The organism is Bacillus mesophilum (assembly GCF_008923265.1).
GTDB lineage: Bacteria > Bacillota > Bacilli > Bacillales > Cytobacillaceae > Cytobacillus > Cytobacillus mesophilum.
The window spans coordinates 226,993-245,070 of record NZ_WBOT01000001.1; the positions used below are offsets into that span (position 1 = coordinate 226,993).

The 18,078-nt window shown below is 37.6% G+C and carries 19 protein-coding genes; 13 read left to right on the top strand and 6 right to left on the bottom strand.

The genetic code is table 11. From position 1 onward, the window contains the following. Nucleotides 1-303 precede the first annotated feature (303 nt). A complete protein-coding gene (locus F7732_RS01185) occupies nucleotides 304-1,998 on the top strand; it encodes a M3 family oligoendopeptidase (RefSeq protein ID WP_151571892.1) in 1,695 nt (564 codons plus the stop codon). 59 nt (nucleotides 1,999-2,057) lie between these two features. Here the strand turns inward: F7732_RS01185 and F7732_RS01190 are convergent, their stop codons facing one another. Beyond that, nucleotides 2,058-4,193: an ATP-dependent Clp protease ATP-binding subunit gene (locus tag F7732_RS01190; RefSeq protein WP_151571893.1), complete on the bottom strand. Its 2,136-nt coding sequence runs from the start codon at nucleotides 4,191-4,193 to the stop codon at nucleotides 2,058-2,060. A gap of 264 nt (nucleotides 4,194-4,457) precedes the next feature. On the opposite strand from F7732_RS01190, the gene F7732_RS01195 reads away from it, so the two are divergent. Beyond that, nucleotides 4,458-5,504, top strand: a complete 1,047-nt coding sequence (locus F7732_RS01195; RefSeq protein WP_151571894.1) for a YkvI family membrane protein — start codon at nucleotides 4,458-4,460, stop codon at nucleotides 5,502-5,504. A gap of 86 nt (nucleotides 5,505-5,590) precedes the next feature. Here the strand turns inward: F7732_RS01195 and F7732_RS01200 are convergent, their stop codons facing one another. Continuing rightward, a complete protein-coding gene (locus tag F7732_RS01200) occupies nucleotides 5,591-6,301 on the bottom strand; it encodes a hypothetical protein (protein ID WP_151571895.1) in 711 nt (236 codons plus the stop codon). A 103-nt stretch (nucleotides 6,302-6,404) separates the two neighbouring features. Then, nucleotides 6,405-7,016 (bottom strand): CPBP family intramembrane glutamic endopeptidase, encoded by a 612-nt coding sequence (locus F7732_RS01205; RefSeq protein ID WP_240056496.1) that lies wholly within the window; start codon nucleotides 7,014-7,016, stop codon nucleotides 6,405-6,407. 184 nt (nucleotides 7,017-7,200) lie between these two features. Between F7732_RS01205 and F7732_RS22925 the strand changes: the two genes are divergently transcribed. After that, entirely contained in the window at nucleotides 7,201-7,317 is a 117-nt protein-coding gene (locus F7732_RS22925) for a DUF6254 family protein (RefSeq protein ID WP_240056497.1), read from the top strand. Between the two features lie 90 nt (nucleotides 7,318-7,407). On the opposite strand, the gene F7732_RS01210 is transcribed toward F7732_RS22925, so the two are convergent. Continuing rightward, the gene (locus tag F7732_RS01210) at nucleotides 7,408-7,587 is read right to left on the bottom strand and encodes a YkvS family protein (RefSeq protein WP_066447187.1); all 180 of its coding nucleotides are present in this window, start codon (nucleotides 7,585-7,587) and stop codon (nucleotides 7,408-7,410) included. 137 nt (nucleotides 7,588-7,724) lie between these two features. On the opposite strand from F7732_RS01210, the gene F7732_RS01215 reads away from it, so the two are divergent. Continuing rightward, complete coding sequence (locus tag F7732_RS01215; RefSeq protein WP_151571896.1) at nucleotides 7,725-7,919, top strand: hypothetical protein; 195 nt, start codon at nucleotides 7,725-7,727, stop codon at nucleotides 7,917-7,919. Nucleotides 7,920-8,132: 213 nt separating this feature from the next. Here the strand turns inward: F7732_RS01215 and F7732_RS01220 are convergent, their stop codons facing one another. Further along, complete coding sequence (locus F7732_RS01220) at nucleotides 8,133-8,492, bottom strand: PilZ domain-containing protein (protein WP_161598821.1); 360 nt, start codon at nucleotides 8,490-8,492, stop codon at nucleotides 8,133-8,135. Nucleotides 8,493-8,784: 292 nt separating this feature from the next. On the opposite strand from F7732_RS01220, the gene F7732_RS01225 reads away from it, so the two are divergent. The 9 genes from F7732_RS01225 (at nucleotide 8,785) to F7732_RS22775 (ending at nucleotide 16,856) form a co-directional block, all read left to right on the top strand. Further along, entirely contained in the window at nucleotides 8,785-9,723 is a 939-nt protein-coding gene (locus F7732_RS01225) for an AAA family ATPase (RefSeq protein ID WP_151571898.1), read from the top strand. Further along, nucleotides 9,723-10,919: a DUF58 domain-containing protein gene (locus F7732_RS01230; RefSeq protein ID WP_151571899.1), complete on the top strand. Its 1,197-nt coding sequence runs from the start codon at nucleotides 9,723-9,725 to the stop codon at nucleotides 10,917-10,919. The genes F7732_RS01225 and F7732_RS01230 overlap by 1 nt, the downstream gene beginning before the upstream one ends. Beyond that, nucleotides 10,916-12,205 carry a hypothetical protein gene (locus tag F7732_RS01235; RefSeq protein ID WP_151571900.1) on the top strand — a complete coding sequence of 430 codons (1,290 nt, stop codon included), beginning with the start codon at nucleotides 10,916-10,918 and terminating at the stop codon, nucleotides 12,203-12,205. The genes F7732_RS01230 and F7732_RS01235 overlap by 4 nt, the downstream gene beginning before the upstream one ends. Before the next feature lie 178 nt (nucleotides 12,206-12,383). After that, on the top strand, nucleotides 12,384-12,644 hold the full coding sequence (locus F7732_RS01240; protein WP_151571901.1) for a hypothetical protein: 261 nt from the start codon (nucleotides 12,384-12,386) through the stop codon (nucleotides 12,642-12,644). A gap of 303 nt (nucleotides 12,645-12,947) precedes the next feature. After that, entirely contained in the window at nucleotides 12,948-13,214 is a 267-nt protein-coding gene (locus F7732_RS01245; protein ID WP_066447158.1) for a phosphocarrier protein HPr, read from the top strand. Further along, nucleotides 13,214-14,929 carry a phosphoenolpyruvate--protein phosphotransferase gene (gene ptsP / locus F7732_RS01250; protein WP_151571902.1) on the top strand — a complete coding sequence of 572 codons (1,716 nt, stop codon included), beginning with the start codon at nucleotides 13,214-13,216 and terminating at the stop codon, nucleotides 14,927-14,929. The genes F7732_RS01245 and ptsP overlap by 1 nt, the downstream gene beginning before the upstream one ends. Before the next feature lie 254 nt (nucleotides 14,930-15,183). Further along, nucleotides 15,184-15,642, top strand: coding sequence for a hypothetical protein (locus tag F7732_RS01255; protein ID WP_240056498.1), 459 nt, complete (start codon nucleotides 15,184-15,186; stop codon nucleotides 15,640-15,642). Nucleotides 15,643-15,723: 81 nt separating this feature from the next. Then, a complete protein-coding gene (locus tag F7732_RS01260; protein ID WP_275670901.1) occupies nucleotides 15,724-16,608 on the top strand; it encodes an NAD(P)-dependent oxidoreductase in 885 nt (294 codons plus the stop codon). A gap of 71 nt (nucleotides 16,609-16,679) precedes the next feature. Then, nucleotides 16,680-16,856, top strand: coding sequence for a hypothetical protein (locus tag F7732_RS22775; RefSeq protein WP_192912978.1), 177 nt, complete (start codon nucleotides 16,680-16,682; stop codon nucleotides 16,854-16,856). Between the two features lie 28 nt (nucleotides 16,857-16,884). Here F7732_RS22775 and F7732_RS01265 read toward each other — a convergent pair whose 3' ends face one another. Then, a complete protein-coding gene (locus F7732_RS01265; protein WP_151571904.1) occupies nucleotides 16,885-18,033 on the bottom strand; it encodes an aminotransferase A in 1,149 nt (382 codons plus the stop codon). Nucleotides 18,034-18,078: the final 45 nt, after the last annotated feature.

Genomic DNA, 18,078 nt, shown 5'->3' on the forward strand with positions numbered 1-18,078 from the left:
TGGCGAGCTCAGTCAGGAAGACGGGCTCGTTTTTTGCTTTATTTTAGTAGGACAAAAAATTGAGAATTAACTAAAAAAGAGAATTATAGCTATCTAAACGTTAGGCGAATATTTAGAACACAAAAAAAGGTAATAATAAAGGAATTTCACTGCTGCTGTCGAAATAAATTATGCTGTAGGATAGAGATCAAAAACAAAGAACTCTAAATTACATTCAGGAGACTAGCGGTTAAGTAACCAAATTATTGTCTCAGAACCAGCTTAACATTCAGAATTTTTAAAATGATAAAGGGGTGCTTAAAAGTGCGATTTGAAGATTATAAGTATGTTCGCCCAGATATTGAGGATGCAGGCAAGAAATTAGAAGCTGCAATAGAACAATTTAAAAGTGCTGCAACTATTGAAGAGCAGAATAAAGCGATGACGGATATCAATTCAATTCGGAATGATCTGGGGACGATGTCTAATTTGACGTATATTCGGCATTCAATTGATACAAATGATGAGTTTTATAAGGCTGAGCAAGACTTTATGGATGAAGTTCAGCCGCAGATTGAAGGATATATTACAAATTATTATGAGGCTTTAGTAAATTCACCTTTCAGAGATGAGCTCGAGAAAAAATGGGGGAATCAGCTATTTGATCTGGCAGATGCTCAGTTAAAAGTGTTTTCACCTGAAATTGTCTCCTATTTGCAGAAGGAGAACAAATTATCATCTGAATATACAAAGCTTATTGCGTCAGCGAAAATTGATTTCGAGGGAGAAGAAAGAACCCTCGCTCAACTAGATCCGTTTACAGAGTCAACGGATCGTGAAATGCGGAAAAAAGCTAGTAAAGCAAAGTTTGGTTTTCTTGCCGGGATCGAACAGGAACTTGACAGGATTTATGATGAACTCGTGCAGCTGCGGACAGAGATTGCACATAAACTAGGGTATAAAAACTTTGTAGAATTAGGATATCACCGCATGTATCGGACGGATTATAATGCGGAAATGGTAAAGAACTTCCGTGACCAGATCAAGGAATATATTGTACCGCTTGCTACTAAGTTAAAAGAGCGCCAGCGCGAACGAATTGGTGTTGAACAGCTTAAATATTATGATGAGGGATTTGTTTTTAGCACAGGCAATGCTGTTCCCAAAGGTGATCCAGATTGGATTGTGGCCAATGGACAAAAGATGTATGATGAGCTATCAGAAGATACAGGTAAATTCTTTGCTTTTATGAACGAAAACGGTTTAATGGACCTTGTTGCGAAAAAAGGAAAAGCTGGCGGAGGCTATTGTACTTATATTGAAAACTACAAGGCTCCATTTATTTTCTCTAACTTTAATGGAACTTCTGGTGATATAGATGTACTTACACATGAAGCAGGTCACGCATTCCAGGTTTACGAAAGCAGTCATTTTGAAATTCCGGAATATAATTGGCCAACCTTTGAGGCAGCTGAAATTCATTCAATGAGCATGGAGTTTTTTACATGGCCGTGGATGGAGAATTTCTTTAAAGAGGATACAGATAAATATAAGTTTTCACATTTAAGCTCAAGCTTATTGTTCCTGCCATATGGTGTTGCAGTCGATGAATTTCAGCATTGGGTTTACGAAAATTATAAAGCGACACCAGAAGAGCGAAAGCATGCTTGGAGAGAAATTGAGAAGAAGTATCTGCCTCATCGAGATTATGATGGAAATGAATATTTAGAGAACGGCGGTTTCTGGCAGCGTCAGGGTCATATATATAATTCGCCTTTCTATTATATTGATTATACACTCGCACAAATTTGTGCCTTCCAATTCTGGAAACGATCACGAGAAAACCACGAAAAAGCCTGGAAAGATTATTTGCACCTTTGCAAACTGGGCGGAAGCCTTCCATTCACAGGTCTTGTGAAAGAGGCAAACTTAATCTCTCCATTTGAGAATGGCTGTGTTCAATCGGTTGTTAGTGAAATTGATCAATGGCTATCTGCAGTGGACGATAAAGCTTTGTAATAAATGAAAAGAGCAGGCGCTATTTATGGCGCCTGCCCTTATTCGTATTAAAAGAAATACTAAACTTTAATCAAGATTTTATCATTTTCAAGAGCAGCATACAGACGTTTGCAATCTTCCTGGTCAATGATAAAGTCGGCAATGACATCTTCGAGCTGATCTTGGATCACTCTTCTGAGCGGACGTGCCCCAAACTTAGGGTCATAGCCTAATTGTGCCAGCTTCTCTTTCACAGTGTCATCAATTTGTAGTTCTATTTGCTGTTCTTTTAATGAATGAATTAGATCAGCAAGAAGTATTTCAGTTATTTTCAATAAATCTTCAGGCTGTAAGGATTTAAATTCAATAATGCTATCAAAGCGATTTAAAAACTCAGGCTTGAAAAATCCTCCTAAAGAATCTAAAATAGTTGCTTCATTTACAGCTGATTGTGCGCCAAAACCAACCTTTGTTTCTTTATGGCCGACACCAGCGTTACTCGTCATAATAATGACGCTATCCTTGAAGCTGACCGTTCTGCCCTGACTGTCTGTTAATCGTCCATCTTCAAGTATTTGCAGGAACATATGCTGAACATCAGGATGAGCTTTCTCTATTTCATCAAGCAGAATAATACTATACGGATTGCGGCGCACTTTTTCAGTAAGCTGACCAGCTTCCTCATGTCCGACATAGCCTGGAGGTGAACCAATAATTTTAGAAACACTATGTTTTTCCATGAACTCACTCATATCAAGACGAATCATGCTTTCTTTCGTTCCAAAAAGCACTTCAGCAAGTGTTTTAGTCAGTTCTGTTTTCCCAACCCCTGTTGGTCCAACAAATAAGAAAGAGCCAATTGGACGGTTCTTAGGTTTAAGACCAGCACGGCTGCGGCGGATTGCCTTTGCTACTTTCGAGACAGCTTCTTTTTGACCAATAACTTTTTTAGTTAAGTTATGTTCTAGATTTTGCATCTTAGACTTATCATCGTCTAATAGCTGTCCGACTGGAATGCCGGTTTTTTGCTCAATAATTTGCTGGATCAATGACAAATCAACTGTTAACTTTTCAGGATTAGCTGGGTCATTGAGCTTCTTCTCGAGAAGCAGCTCTTCCTCTCGAAGTTTGGCGGCTTCTTCATAATTTTCTTCTTTTAAAACCTGTTCCTTACGAATATGAATTTCTTTTAATTTTGTTTCCAGATCTTCATGTGGCTGGTGTTTTAATTCAAGATTGAGTTTTGATCCAGCCTCGTCCATTAAATCAATGGCTTTATCTGGAAGGAAACGATCCTGGATATAGCGATGTGACAAACGCACACATGCTTCAATGGCTTCTTGGCTAAATGTTACTTCATGATATTCTTCATATTTTGCTTTTAATCCTTGTAAAATCGATACGGCTTCCTCGATGGATGGCTCTTTCACATGAACAGGCTGAAATCTTCGTTCTAAAGCTGCATCCTTTTCAATTGTTCGAAATTCTTTTAAAGTAGTTGCACCAACTAGCTGCAGTTCTCCTCGTGCAAGGGCAGGTTTCAGAATATTGCCGGCATCCATAGAACCTTCTGCAGATCCTGCACCGACTAAGAGGTGGATCTCATCAATGAATAAAATGATATTTTTACGGTGCTGAACCTCTTGAATTAGCTTTTTCATTCTTTCTTCAAACTGTCCTCTAATCCCTGTATTAGAAACAAGAGAAGCAACATCGAGCAAGTAAACCTCTTTACCTTCTAGTTTTTTAGGAATTTCTCCATTAGCGATTTTCAGTGCCAGACCTTCAGCAATGGCAGTTTTCCCGACACCAGGCTCTCCAATTAAAACTGGGTTGTTTTTGGTGCGGCGATTGAGAATTTCTATTACGCGTTTAATTTCTTCATCTCGGCCAATGACCGGATCAATAAGTCCTGCCTTTGCCATATGAGTTAAGTTTCGTCCGAATTGATCAATAAAACCGCTCCTGTTTTGCTGGCGGTTAGCTTTTTGTGTATCAGATATATTTTCATTTTTCTTCATTTGATTAAATAATGAATCTAGAGGCATCCCATTAAATCCCGAAAAATACTGTGATGATGGACCAAAAGCAGGGAGTGCCTTTTGTTTTTCAGCTTCATAACAGCTATGGCATAACTGAAGCTTTGTTTCATTTCCATTTACCCGATACACCATTTGAATGGATGCTGTGTTTTGCTGACATTTTTGACAGTTCATAATAAGTTTCCCCCTTTTGACTTTGACTATCTTTGACTTTATTATAATTTGACCTTTATTGACTTTCAAGTATTTTGATTATGGTATTTATTTCATGCAGTTACTTGGCATTTAATTCAAGCCGCTGCTGCAACTGTTAAGTGACTAGCTCCAGTTTACTAAGATTGTACTTTAAGGGAGAGGAGATATTCATTACATAGGAATAAATGCTCGTCATTGTTTGTCCCTTTCAACATATATTTGAATAGGAGGGGAGAGATACTTGTGAAAACAAATTGGGCTGCTGCCTTTCAAATAGCTGCTGTATATGTAGGAACAGTCGTGGGTGCGGGGTTTGCTACAGGGAGAGAGATTGTTGAATTTTTCTCACGGTTCGGCTTATTTGGCTTAATAGGAATTTTAATGAGCGGATATATTTTTATTTTTATGGGCTCTAAAATGATGCGGATTGCTGCCCGCATCCAAGCAAAATCGTATCAGGAATTAAACGAATACCTGTTTGGCAGAGTATTAGGTTCATTTTTAAATGTTTTTATGCTAATCATGTTATTAGGTGTATGTGCAGTTATGCTATCAGGAGCAGGTGCTGTATTTGAAGAACAGCTCGGTATATCCAAGAATATCGGTGTCCTGATCACGATTGCCATTTCATTGCTGACCATTATCTGTGGGATTAAAGGGTTATTCGCCATTAATATACTCGTGGTACCGATGATGATTGCTTTTAGCTTTTTGATGATGTTATTTTCCATGCAGCTTCCTGACTTTTGGGAGAAACTAGTATACATTCCGTATACGGATGACGGCTGGAAGGCTGTCATTTCTCCTTTCTCATATACAGCTCTAAATTTAGCGCTTGCTCAAGCAGTACTAGTTCCTGTAGCTTCTGATATTAAAGATGATAGCAGTATTAAGTGGGGAGGCATTTTAGGAGGTGGGGCACTAACGTTAATTCTTCTATCCAGTCATGCTGCCTTGGTCATGCTTCCTGATTTAGAATCTTATAATATTCCGATGGCAGTTGTGATGAAAACATTGGCAGCTTCGTTTTATTGGATTTTTGTATTTGTTATTTATGGAGAAATTCTAACATCTGTTGTTGGAAATGCTTTTGGCTTGGAGAGACAAATTAGGCAATATATCAATGTGCCGGCGATCATAACTGTCTCTTTTATTTTTATTATCAGTTATCTTGCAAGTATGATTAATTATGGGACGTTACTTTCATATATGTATCCATTGTTTGGATATGTGAGCCTTGGTTTTATTATTGTTTTATGGATGAAACCCTTCCGTGGAGATCAATCATAAAGGGAGCTAAGAGAGAGAAAGGAAAAGGTCACATCCAAGCAGGATATGACCTTTTTGCCTTATTAATAAATGTTAACAAGCTAATATTAATCTTCCATGATTGTTGCAGCCATTTTTAAAAAGGCATCTTGATGCTGAGCACCAGTTTTTGAGAAAATCGAAATTTTAAAGTCAGCTTGATCATTGTGAACAATATAAGCTGAAACAGCATCTTCACCATTGTCTGCTGCAAAGCCTTTTGCGTTTTGGAAGGCATCTTCTTGAGGCGGCTCTACTGATTGTACATCTTCACTGACAGCTTCAAGCTGTGCAATTGTATTTTCCTCCAGCATAGCTTCATCCTGGCCTTCAGGAATAAGCTCAATTCTCATAAAATGTAGATCATCTTCTTTAAAATAAAGCACATCTTTATTTGGCTCTTCACCTGTTAACTCAAACTCAGGCAATACATATAGGGAATAGTCCATGTTCTCGCTTTTTGTAAGAAATGCAGTTTCTTCTTTCATTTCTCCATCTTGTTCAAATTGAAGATTTTGTTCCATTACTCGAATGGTTTGTTCATTTTCGTTTGCTTGGTCACTGTCATTTTCGCTTGAATCCTCTGCAGGTTCATCTGCATCTGATTCATCAGATGCATCATCGCCTTGTGTGCTATCTGTATGGTCCTGATGTTCTTCTGTTTCCGTATTCGTTTCTGCTGCACTATTGTCAGGTTCTTCTGCCTGATCTGCCGTGCCGCAGCCTGCAAGTAATAAAGCAAACAATAGACTCATGAATAGAAGCTTTAATGGTTTCATTTGTTGTAAGTCCTCCTAATGTAGTAATTATATGTTCTACTAAATATGACGTTTTTTTTGTTGTAAGGTTACAAAAAAAGATATTTTGCAGAAAATCATTAATCTATACGAGTGGAAATAATAAAAATAAAAATACATCAAATATTAAATGTGAGACAATGAGCATTGGAATACTGCGTTTCCAAACATATAAAAATCCCCAAAACAAGCCGCCAATTAATGCTGCTAGAGGTAGAATAATTTCACCAGAATAGAGAGAAACAGAAGCATAAAGCAGCGATGCTATTAGAATACTGGGAAAAACTCCGGCAAAGCGCATTAGCCTTTTTTGAACAAAACCTCTCCAAAATAGTTCCTCACCAGGAATGATAATAAGCAGCATAATAATATAGTGCCAAAGGTTGTCTGGCGAAAAATCACGATAAAGCCGAGCGGCACTTTTTTCAATAGGCAGCCCAATTAGCTGCATTAAATGGAAGCCTGTCCAGAAAACAGCAAACAATAGGATACCAGACAAAATTCCATAGAAAAGATATGTCCAAAAGGGCTCCTCATCTTCAACATCTTCATTTAAGATCGCATAGCTGATTAAGAAAAGCATAGTGGCTGAAAATATGTACCAAAACACACCCCGATCGGAAAAAGTAAAGTACATAAGACCATGTGCGAGAATAAGTGCAAATAATAGCCGGATATCTCGGAATATGTCAGTCACTGATAGTATAACCTCCTTTCCTCAAAAGAAAACCAATCCTTATTTTAACGCACTTCAGCTTCAAGCGGAAGTCTTGCGCATGATTACATTTGAAAAATCCACTTAAAATGGAACAAACAAACAGTATAACGAAATGTATGGTTTGGAAAAATACGTGCATCGGTCATAGAAAGGAGGTTTTGAAATGACGAAGCAAAAACGCGAAAAAGAACGTGCCTGGACAATAAGAAAACAAGACCAGCATCCACATGGAAAAGTAAAATCATTTAAAGAATTATCGCAGGGGAAAGATGAATCATAATCAATATTTTAACTATGGTATACGAAGAGAAACCCTGCCATTTTGACAGGGTTTCCATTGTTTTATTTGTTTAGTATGATCAAGCTTTAATTATTCATTTACAATCTTATAATTTTTATGGTTGACGACTGTTCTTTGTTCCAGCTCCAGATCGCGATAATTATCCATATAAGTTAAATCAACAATAACAGAATTTTCATTGACCTTCTCGACGATTCCCTGTAAGCCTTCACGGAATTCAATTATGTTTCCAACTTCAGCCTTTTTCAACAGCTTCTCCCCTTTTCTTGCCAAATTCATGTAGATTTATTTTATATTTTGCACTATAATATTCAATTCGTAAAGAATTTTATCTATATTTCGTTAATTCATTAGCGATTGCCTATAATGGTTAAGGAGTGTTAAAGATGGACGCACAGTATATCAATGAGATTTTAGATAAACTAAAGAATGGAGAGCTATCAGAATACTATGTGAAAAAAGAGGATTTTCTGCCCATTAGAAGCATTATTGTAAATAGAGAGGACTTTAAACACTTTCGTGGAATCGCTCAAAGAAGCGGGGATGTTTTGTATCATTATCTCCCGGAACCAAGAAGCTAAATATGGAAAAGGATATAAGCGGGAAGGTCTCCTATAGGCAGTGGACTGAAAGGAAGCCATCCCGTTTTTTAAATACAAACAGAGATTAAAAATGAGCAGCTAGGAGGAATATTCGGCAAAGATGTTGTAGGAATACAGTATAAGAGCCATTAAACAACTGACTTGTCTTATATGCTTGACGATCAGAAATTTTTCCTTTAAATTTCCTCTAATTTATCTATCTTTAATGTGCTGATAAGCCTTTTTTGAATATACTTTTAAGCCCTCTACAATTGCTTTCATCGATTCTTTGTCATTGATTCCTTGAAGACCGTACGTATAAGTGCTTCCTATTTGTTTAATCCAAACAATAGTGCCGAGAATGCGCATCTTTTGATCATTAAGGGTGAAATGCACTTCATATAATTCATTTGACATGAGTTTTGTTTCAGCATACAATTTGAGGCCATTAGGACTCATATCAGGAATAATGATGGCAATCGGCTCACTATCCTGTTGCGGTTTCTGTATAAAACCGGGGATCGGACTTCGAAATTGAAAGCGAAAACCTTCATCACGTTTATATCTCATCATTAAAACCACTCCTCTTTTTCTCATGTCTTAATTTTCCTAAAATAATATCGAAAAGAAAAGTAAAATTCAACATGTTCAAAAAATATACAAATCTACTTTAATTTTCGGAATTAATAGATTAATATAAAATTAGAACTAGTAATTGTTTACAATAAATAAAAAATGAGGAACTTTTTATTTTGCCAGCACCAATGGAATGGCATTATTAAGACTGAGGAATTCACTGAAAAATAATTTCAGAATAATAAGGAAACTGTTATAAGCTATAATAGGTAATTCTCAAGGAGGGCTTATGGAAAAACTAGCAAAGTTAAAATCAGAAATTTCAAAAGTGATTGTAGGGAAGGAAGAAGAAACAGAATTATTAACCATTGCGCTTCTCTTTAATGGCCATATCCTGCTGGAGAGTGTACCAGGTACGGGAAAAACCCAGCTTGCAAAGTCATTTTCCAGATGTATAAATGGGGAGTTTTCCAGAATACAGTTTACACCAGATGTACTTCCGAGTGATGTAACAGGCATACAGTTTTTCAATCCCAAAACGCACGATTTTGAATTGCGCCCTGGTCCAATTGTTGCCAATATTGTTTTGGCGGATGAAATTAACCGCGCAACGCCAAGGACACAGTCTAGCTTACTAGAGGTTATGGAAGAAAGACAAGTGACGATTGATGGAATATCTGTCAAAGTTCAAGAACCTTTTATGGTGATAGCGACGCAAAATCCAGTGGACTCACAGCAAGGGACATTCCAGCTTCCTGCTGCACAAATGGATCGTTTTTTATTCAAATTGGAAATGAGTTATCCGAGTTTGGAGGAAGAAAAGAAAATACTGCAAAATGGCCGGGCAGGATCATCAGCTGCAGTGATTGAAATGATCTTAAACCATGAAGAAATTATGCATATGAAAAATGAAGTACAGCAAATCAAAATAAATGAGGCAATAGAAGAATATTTACTGGAAGTTATACGAAAAACAAGACAACATCCAGATATTGATCTGGGGGCTAGTCCGCGTGCTGCATTAGCCTTGATGAGAGCTGCACAAGGACGTGCTTATATTCAAGATAAAACCTTTGTGACACCTGATGATATTAAACACATGGTTCCCTTTGTGCTCGGCCATAGGCTAATTTTGTCAACCGAGGCGTCATTAACAAAAACAATGACAAATGTACTGGAGGATGTGCTTGAATCAGTGCCAGTACCTGTAGAAACAGGTAGTCTTTAATGAAGCAATGGAGGAAATATACCGTTGAGGATCATTATTTTTCAGTTACTGGGCTAATAGCGATTATCTTATTTTTTGCATCACTTTACTTTCATTCATGGCCGGTATTTTTCGCAGCCGTAATGTTCATCATTTTAAGCTATAGTAATGCGAAGTATCTAAAGCTTGCTGGAAAAAAACTTATCTTTCATGATCAAAAGCGCAGAGACAAATTTTTTCCTGAAGAAAGCGGTGAATGGGTCCTGCACTTTGAAAATCAAGGCGTTCCTATATTGAAAGGCGAGCTGCTGATCTATTTTGATGATGTGGTTTCACCTTCTGATGAAACATATGTTCCAAGATTATCTATTTACGAGATTAGCATTCCCTTTTCGATTAATTTCAGGCATAACAATATCATAAAAATTCCCTTTATTGCCAGAAATAGAGGAATGGCTAAAATCCGGAAGATGGAGATCCATATTCCTCATTTTTTTGGTCTAGGGGAAACTGTACTTGAATATAACCAGCTGATGATGCAAGAAGCTCTCGTTTATCCACAGACCTTGAATGTGAAAAATAAAAACGCCTTGATGACAGATCGGCAGGGAGAATCTGAAACTCCTTATTCCTTATTTGAAGATTTATTAGCTCCAGCTGGAACTCGTGATTATAATCGTTCAGACAGCTTTAATCGAATCCATTGGAAAGCAAGCGCGAGAAAGCAGGTATTACAGACTAAAATCTTTGATAAGGTGGCAGAAACAGGCTGGAATCTTTCTATTAATATTTCAGACCGCCATTCAATTACCGGAGAAATAGAGGAATTATTAAAAAGTACAGCTGACTTAGCCTATTATTTTGTGCAAAAGAATATCCCTTTCTCTTTATGTATTAATATCCGGAAAGCAGGCAATACACCCTTTTACTACATTGCTGCGGGAACCGGCAAGGAGCATTTGCAGAAGGTTTTAGAAATGCTCGCACTCGTAGATACACATGGTTCCATTTACCCTTATGAAAAAATGCTGTCTTTTTATTCTCGCCATCTTTCTGTTCAGCCGTTTTTTTTACATGGGGGCAGAGAACCAAAGTATGATGATTCACTTCAGGCACTAGTACAAAGAGGGGTATCGATTTATGATCTGCTGATTCAGGGTGAAAATGCAGCAATTCATAAGAAGACGATCGTGAAAAGAAAAGTGGTGTTATCATGAAATCTTCTCTGTTGAATCATTTCATTCTACTACTGACAGAAATCCTTTTTGGAAGCATGCTGATTTGTGTTTATTACACACTGGCAAATGACTATTTTTCTTTAGGATTATTATTACTGATTCTTGTGCCTGCTGCTTTCTTGTATTTATGGCTGTCAGAGCAATATTCGGACAAAGGAAACAACCTATTCTTCATCATTGTATTACCCTATATACTTCTGACCGGAATTTTATTCGGATTTCCTGTCATTCTGCTGATTGGCCTGTCTTTGCTTTTGTTTTGGCGTTCAGCTGTGGCCATCAGAAACAAGGATAGTGAACAGACGGGATATTGGCTATTAATGACTTTTGTTATTGGAGGAGTCCTGTTATTTGTCGCTCAACTGGAAACAACCGCTAACAGCAGTCAGATTGTAAGCATCATTATTCTTCAGATGGCCGTCTTTTTAATTGGAGGTTTTATAAGAAGATTATTGCCGGCAGAAACAGAACAGCAAGAAAAAAAGCAATTCACCAAGTATTTTTTCTATATTATTGGCAGTATAACGTTGATTACAGCCTTGCTTACTGCAGGTATGAACGTGATTAAGTGGCTTTTCTATCTATTATTAGAGGGCGTTGCAGCTATTGGCGGACTTCTGGCGGCTCCATTGTTTATGTGGAGTGAAGGGAAAGAGGCGGATGTGGAGCTTCAAGGGCTGCCTGAAGATACTACTCAGGATCTGCAAAATGACATTATCTTTGATGCTGCTGAAGAATCAGCTCGAGAACCCTTTGATCCTACAATCCTCTTTTATATCTTATTCATAGGCGCTTGCATTCTTCTATTTTATTTTGTCATTAAAAAGTCGAAATCACAGCTTGTTGCTCATTCTGCTGAAAATGCTGCTTTTTCTATGACAACATCAGCTGATGAGAAGGAGCCTAAAGGTAAAATACAGTGGAATACTTCTGCCCCGGATCATGTCATTCGCAAGGAGATTTATCAGTTTGAAAAGTATGCGGGCAAGCTTCATTTAGGAAGAAACGATTATGAGGCCATTGGTGAGTGGTTTCAAAGAATTGGGATAACAGATAGCAGAGAACTCATTTCGATTTATGAAAAGGTTAGGTATGGCGATCAATTGGGTACACCAAAAGAGTATAAAGTTTTTAAAGAATATATAACGAAGAAAAAGGCAGAAATGAAAAAAATTCATAAGCAGCTTGAAAAAGAAGGGAAAATACCTTCGAACTCTATAAAGAATAAAGTATTTTCGAAATTCTTAAGCAAGAAAAAGCATTAATATGATCACAATTCTGCAGAATGAAAACCATCCTGCAGGACTATGATCAATAACAGGTTTTTACTTTGTTTACTTTATTCAAAAGTGAACAGGTTATATTAAATTATTCTCAGCTGCTGCAGACATTCCAGAGCACAAGCTATCATATAATTGTAAAAAATGAAAGGCTGGCGATGAAATGAAACGGGAGCTGGAGAAGGCGCTGCGTGTGAAAAGTTTGTCACAGGAGATTATCCGGGAACTGCTTGAAGATCGAATTTCTTACAAAGAGGAAGATTTAAGGCAGGTTATTGAAGTGCTTGCTCGATCAGTAAATGAATTGACCGACTTATATTTGGAGCGCAGCTATGATCATGAAGTGGTTTTAAAAGGTACAATTATGAAAATGAGAACAGGTTTAAATACTGTAAAGATGAAAAAAGAAATCATTGGAAAATGAAAGCGGTTAACGCAAAAAATCTCTCTGTAAACATGAAAAAATAAAGCATTTCCATTGTATAAAAAGGGGGGAAATGCTATTCTTTTTTTGAGGTATAGGTTGTCTGACACTTAAATGTTTAGTGATATAAAACTTTGTTTTATCATACATGAATAAAGTTTCTAGGGGAAAAATAAGACAGAGATAGTCTAACAGGCTTGACCGAAAAATCATCCTGCATAAATATGATTTATTGTCTTATCTATTTAAGTTAGTGAGACAACTCAAATTCACTATTTTTTATGATAAAGGAGACTGAACAAAATGGTCGAAAAACAATTTAAAGTAATCGCGGATACTGGAATTCACGCACGTCCTGCAACATTGCTTGTACAAGCTGCAAGCAAATTTGATTCTGACATCAACTTAGAATATAAAGGGAAAAAAGTTAATCTTAAATCAATCATGGGTGTTATGTCTCTAGGTGTGGGCCAAGGTGCAGACATCACAATTAGCGCAGCTGGGGCTGATGAGCAAGACGCTTTAAACGCGTTAGAAGAAACATTGAAAAAAGAAGGTTTGGCTGAATAATGAGCTTTTTACAGGGGATAGCAGCATCAAGCGGTATTGCGATTGCAAAGGCATACCGCTTAGTTGAACCTGATTTGTCTTTTGAGAAAAAGACAGTCAATGATACTGCTGAAGAGATTGCACGTTTTCAATTAGCTCTTTCCACATCTAAGGGTGAATTGGAAGTAATTAGAGATAATGCAAATGTACAGCTTGGTGCAGATAAAGCAGCGATTTTTGATGCTCATTTGCTTGTTTTGAGTGATCCGGAATTAATCTCACCGATTGAAGATAAAATCAGGAGCGAACAAGTGAATGCGGAAGTGGCACTTAAGGAAACTTCTGATATGTTCGTTACAATGTTTGAACAGATGGATAACGAATATATGCAAGAGCGTGCTGCGGATATTCGCGATGTAACCAAACGTGTTCTTGCACATTTGCTTAATGTGAAAATTGTGAATCCAAGCATGATCAGTGAAGAAGCAGTAATTATCGCAGAAGATCTAACACCTTCTGATACGGCACAGCTTAACCGTGAATTTGTTAAAGGATTCACAACTGATATCGGCGGAAGAACTTCACATTCAGCCATTATGGCAAGATCAATGGAGATTCCTGCAGTTGTAGGAACTAAATTCTCAACTAGAGATATTGAGAATGGTGATATTGTTATTGTTGACGGTATTAAAGGGCTTGTACATATCAACCCAACTCCTGAAGTGATCGCTGAGTATGAAAATGAAGCGCGCAAATACGAAGAGCAAAAGGCTGAGTGGGCGAAGCTTGTTAATGAAAAGACCGTTTCTGCTGATGGTCATCATGTAGAGCTTGCAGCTAATATTGGCACACCAAAAGATTTAGAAGGTGTTGTTAATAATGGCGGCGAAGCGGTTGGCCTATACCGTACTGAATTCTTATATATGGGCCGGGATAACCTGCCAACTGAAGAAGAGCAGTTCGAATCGTATAAAGCCGTTCTAGAGGGAATGAAAGGGAAACCGGTTGTTGTCCGCACATTGGATATCGGCGGTGATAAGGAGCTTCCTTATCTTGACCTGCCGAAGGAAATGAATCCATTCCTTGGATTCCGCGCCATCCGCCTTTGCTTAGAAGAACAAGATATGTTCAGAACACAGCTGCGCGCACTTCTTCGTGCTAGTTCATATGGAAACTTAAAGATCATGTTCCCAATGATTGCAACTCTTGATGAATTTAGAGACGCTAAAGCGATTCTTTTAGAAGAAAAGGAAAAGCTTGTTTCTGAAGGCGTTAAGATTTCAGATGAGATTGAAATCGGTATTATGGTTGAGATTCCATCAACTGCAGTTATGGCTGAGCAATTTGCTAAGGAAGTTGATTTCTTTAGTATTGGAACAAACGACCTAATTCAATATACAATGGCTGCAGACCGTATGAATGAAAGGGTAGCTTACCTGTATCAGCCATACAATCCTGCGATTCTTCGTCTTGTTAAAATGGTCATTGATGCTTCTCATAAAGAAGGTAAATGGACAGGCATGTGCGGAGAAATGGCTGGAGACGAAACAGCTATTCCATTATTATTAGGATTAGGTCTAGATGAATTTTCAATGAGTGCTACTTCCATTCTTAAAGCACGTTCGCTTATCAGCAAACTGAATAGAACAGAAATGGAAGCTTTAGCATCTCAAGCATTGCAGATGAATACCGCTGAAGAAGTTGTTCAAGCTGTTAAAACTGCAACAATGGCTTAAAGAAAAGAAAGTGCCTATTTTTATTAAAAGAAGTTTATGAAAAATAATAAAGGGAATAGAGAGGTAAGCTCTTAGTAAGCTAAGCAAGCTGAAATTTTTCTCATTTTCCCCCCTTTTTAAACTGGCCAGCTATTTGGTCAGTTTATTTTTTTGTGCAATATTGATACTGAAAACCTATTTCAACATTATTGCTGTTTGAATGGGTTTAATTTCTCCTTTATAAGGACAGTTTATTGAAAAAGGAGGATTTTAACATGAGAAAAATTGGGTGCGTAATTACTATCTTGTTAACATCAATGATTCTTAATGCTTGTTCTTTTGGTTCACCGGAATCCATTGTCAATAAGCATGCAGAAGTGATGCTGACAAAAGAGAATGAACTGCAATTTCGCTTTAAAATGAATGAAAAGATGCTAGAAAATAAAGAAATGTACAAAGTGAGAGTGACCATTCATAATCAGGAGCTAGCAGCAGCAATAGGGGAAGAACAAATCATGTACGGAGCAGATGAAGTGGCATCTGGCCGATTGATTGCTGCTGATGAAGAGAACGGCAATTTTATTTATATGAACCCGCTTCCTCTCTTAAAAGATTTACATGTCTTTGATATAGAAGAGATGATCGTAAACGGCAATGCCATTTCTGTTGAAATGATTTCAGAACATGAAGTAATTGCCAAAACATATTTAAACCAGTTTTGGTCTCAAATATAATATTTACGCAAAAAGTAATGAGTTCCTTTCAGTTTAAACCCTTCTAGGATAAATGGTAAAATAGAAGAAAAGTATGAAAGGATGAAAAAGTTGAAAAACATAGAAAATACAGTGATCGGCTTTATCGGAACAGGGGTAATGGGAAGCAGCATGGCAGGGCATTTATTAAAAGCCGGATATCCATTAATCGTTTATACAAGATCCAAGGAGAAAGCAAAATCACTTTTAGAAGAGGGAGCAGAATGGGCAGCTACGCCTAAAGATCTTGCTCAGAAAGCAAACGTGATTATTACAATTGTTGGCTATCCGCATGATGTAGAAGAAGTCTATCTAGGTGAAAATGGTTTAATTCCGAATGGCAAAAAGGATACATACTTAATTGATATGACAACATCAACACCTTCTTTAGCAGAGCGTATCTTCCAGGAAGCCGAATCAAAGGGAATGAAGGCGATTGATGCCCCAGTATCTGGCGGAGACATAGGGGCAAAGGAAGCTAAGCTGACCATTATGGCTGGCGGTAAAGAAGATGACTTTGATAAAGTAAAGCCGATTTTTGAATTAATGGGTCAGAATATTGTTTATCAGGGTCCAGCAGGTTCGGGGCAGCATACAAAAATGTGTAATCAGATTGCCATTGCATCCAACATGATTGGTGTGAGTGAAGCCATTGTTTATGCTGAAAAAGCTGGCTTGAACCCAGAACAAGTTCTAAAGAGTATTTCAGCAGGTGCTGCCGGCAGCTGGTCATTATCGAACCTGGCTCCCCGTATGACGAAAGGTGATTTTGAGCCAGGCTTTTATATCAAGCATTTTATTAAGGACATGAATATTGCCTTGGAAGAAGCTGAGCGAATGGGCATGATGACACCAGGATTGTCCTTAGCTAAAAAAATGTATGCCGAGCTTGCTGAAAAGGGAGAAGAAAATAGCGGTACACAAGCGTTATATAAATGCTGGCAATAAGTTATTTTAGGTATTTAAGAACCTCTTCAGGCCAAAAATAAGATGACCAACATAAGAGGAGGTTCTTCATAATGGTGAAAAAAGCCAGCAAAAATAGACCAGATCAAAAAAATAAAAAAGGCTTCGATTCAGCTGTTACAGATACGGAATTTGCTCATGAATTAGGAAGTGCTGCTGCTAATAAGGAGCATCACAATAAAGCAAAGAAAGAGAAAGTACCTAAAAATAACGGGAAATTCAAAGGATAATCAAAAAAACTGCCAATTGGCAGTTTTTTTAAATGGCTTTTAAGTAATGTTCAATTCGATCTAACCCTGTTTTTAAGGTTTCTAATGAATAGGCGAAAGAAATCCTAATATATCCTTCCCCATAAGAGGAAAATGCGCTGCCTGGCACTGTTGCAACACCAGCTTTTTCAACAAGATCCAGTGCAAAATCAAATGAGTTAAGAGAAACAGCAGGAATTTTAATAAAGAAGTAAAATGCACCGTCAGGCTTTACCACATCCAGTCCCATATCCTGAAGTCGGCTGTAAACATAATCTCTCCGCTTTTCATATTGTATTCTCATTGGGTGTGCATCATCTTTGCCAGCTGTTAACGCTTCAAGGGCAGCCATCTGTGATATAGAGGTTGCGCAAGTTGCATTATACTGATGAACCTTAAGGATATGCCTGCAAATGGAAGCTGGAGCAAACAGCAAGCCTATTCTCCAGCCTGTCATAGAGTGTGATTTGGATAAGCCATTAATAATTATAGTTTGCTCTTTTAAAATAGTGCCAATCGAAAAATGCTTCTTTCCGTAAACAAGCTCACTGTAGATTTCGTCTGCAAGAATAAATATATCCTTTCCCCGTACAAGTTCAGCAATTTCGGTCAGTTCTTCTTTTGTTAAGCTGACTCCTGTTGGATTGGATGGGTATGGGAGAACGATACAGCGTGTTTTGTCGCTAATATGTTCTCTTATTAAGTCAGCTGTAAATCGGAATTGATTATTTGTTATATCGGCGTAGACGGGAACAGCCCCGCATAATTTAACGATTGGTTCATACCCAGGATATACTGGTCCCGGTAAAATGACCTCGCATCCCTCCTCCAGGATGGTTCTGAACGTAATATCAATCGCTTCACTCGCTCCGATTGTAACGATTACTTCATCTTCAGGCTGATAGGATAATTCGTATTTCTCTTTCACAAAAGCACTAGCTGCTTTTCGCACCCTCAAGTCCCCAGCATTATGAGTATATGTAGTAAAGTTATCTTCAATCGCTTGTTTCCCAGCTGCTTTTACATGAACTGGAGTTGGAAAATCAGGCTGGCCAATCGTTAAAGATACCATATCTTTTGTATCGGCCACTAAATTAAAAAATTTTCTAATCCCCGAAATTTCAATTTCTTTTACCCTTTGATTGATCAAATGTTCCAATGATTTCACCTCACGCTTAATTAATGATATTTTAACGCAGTTTTT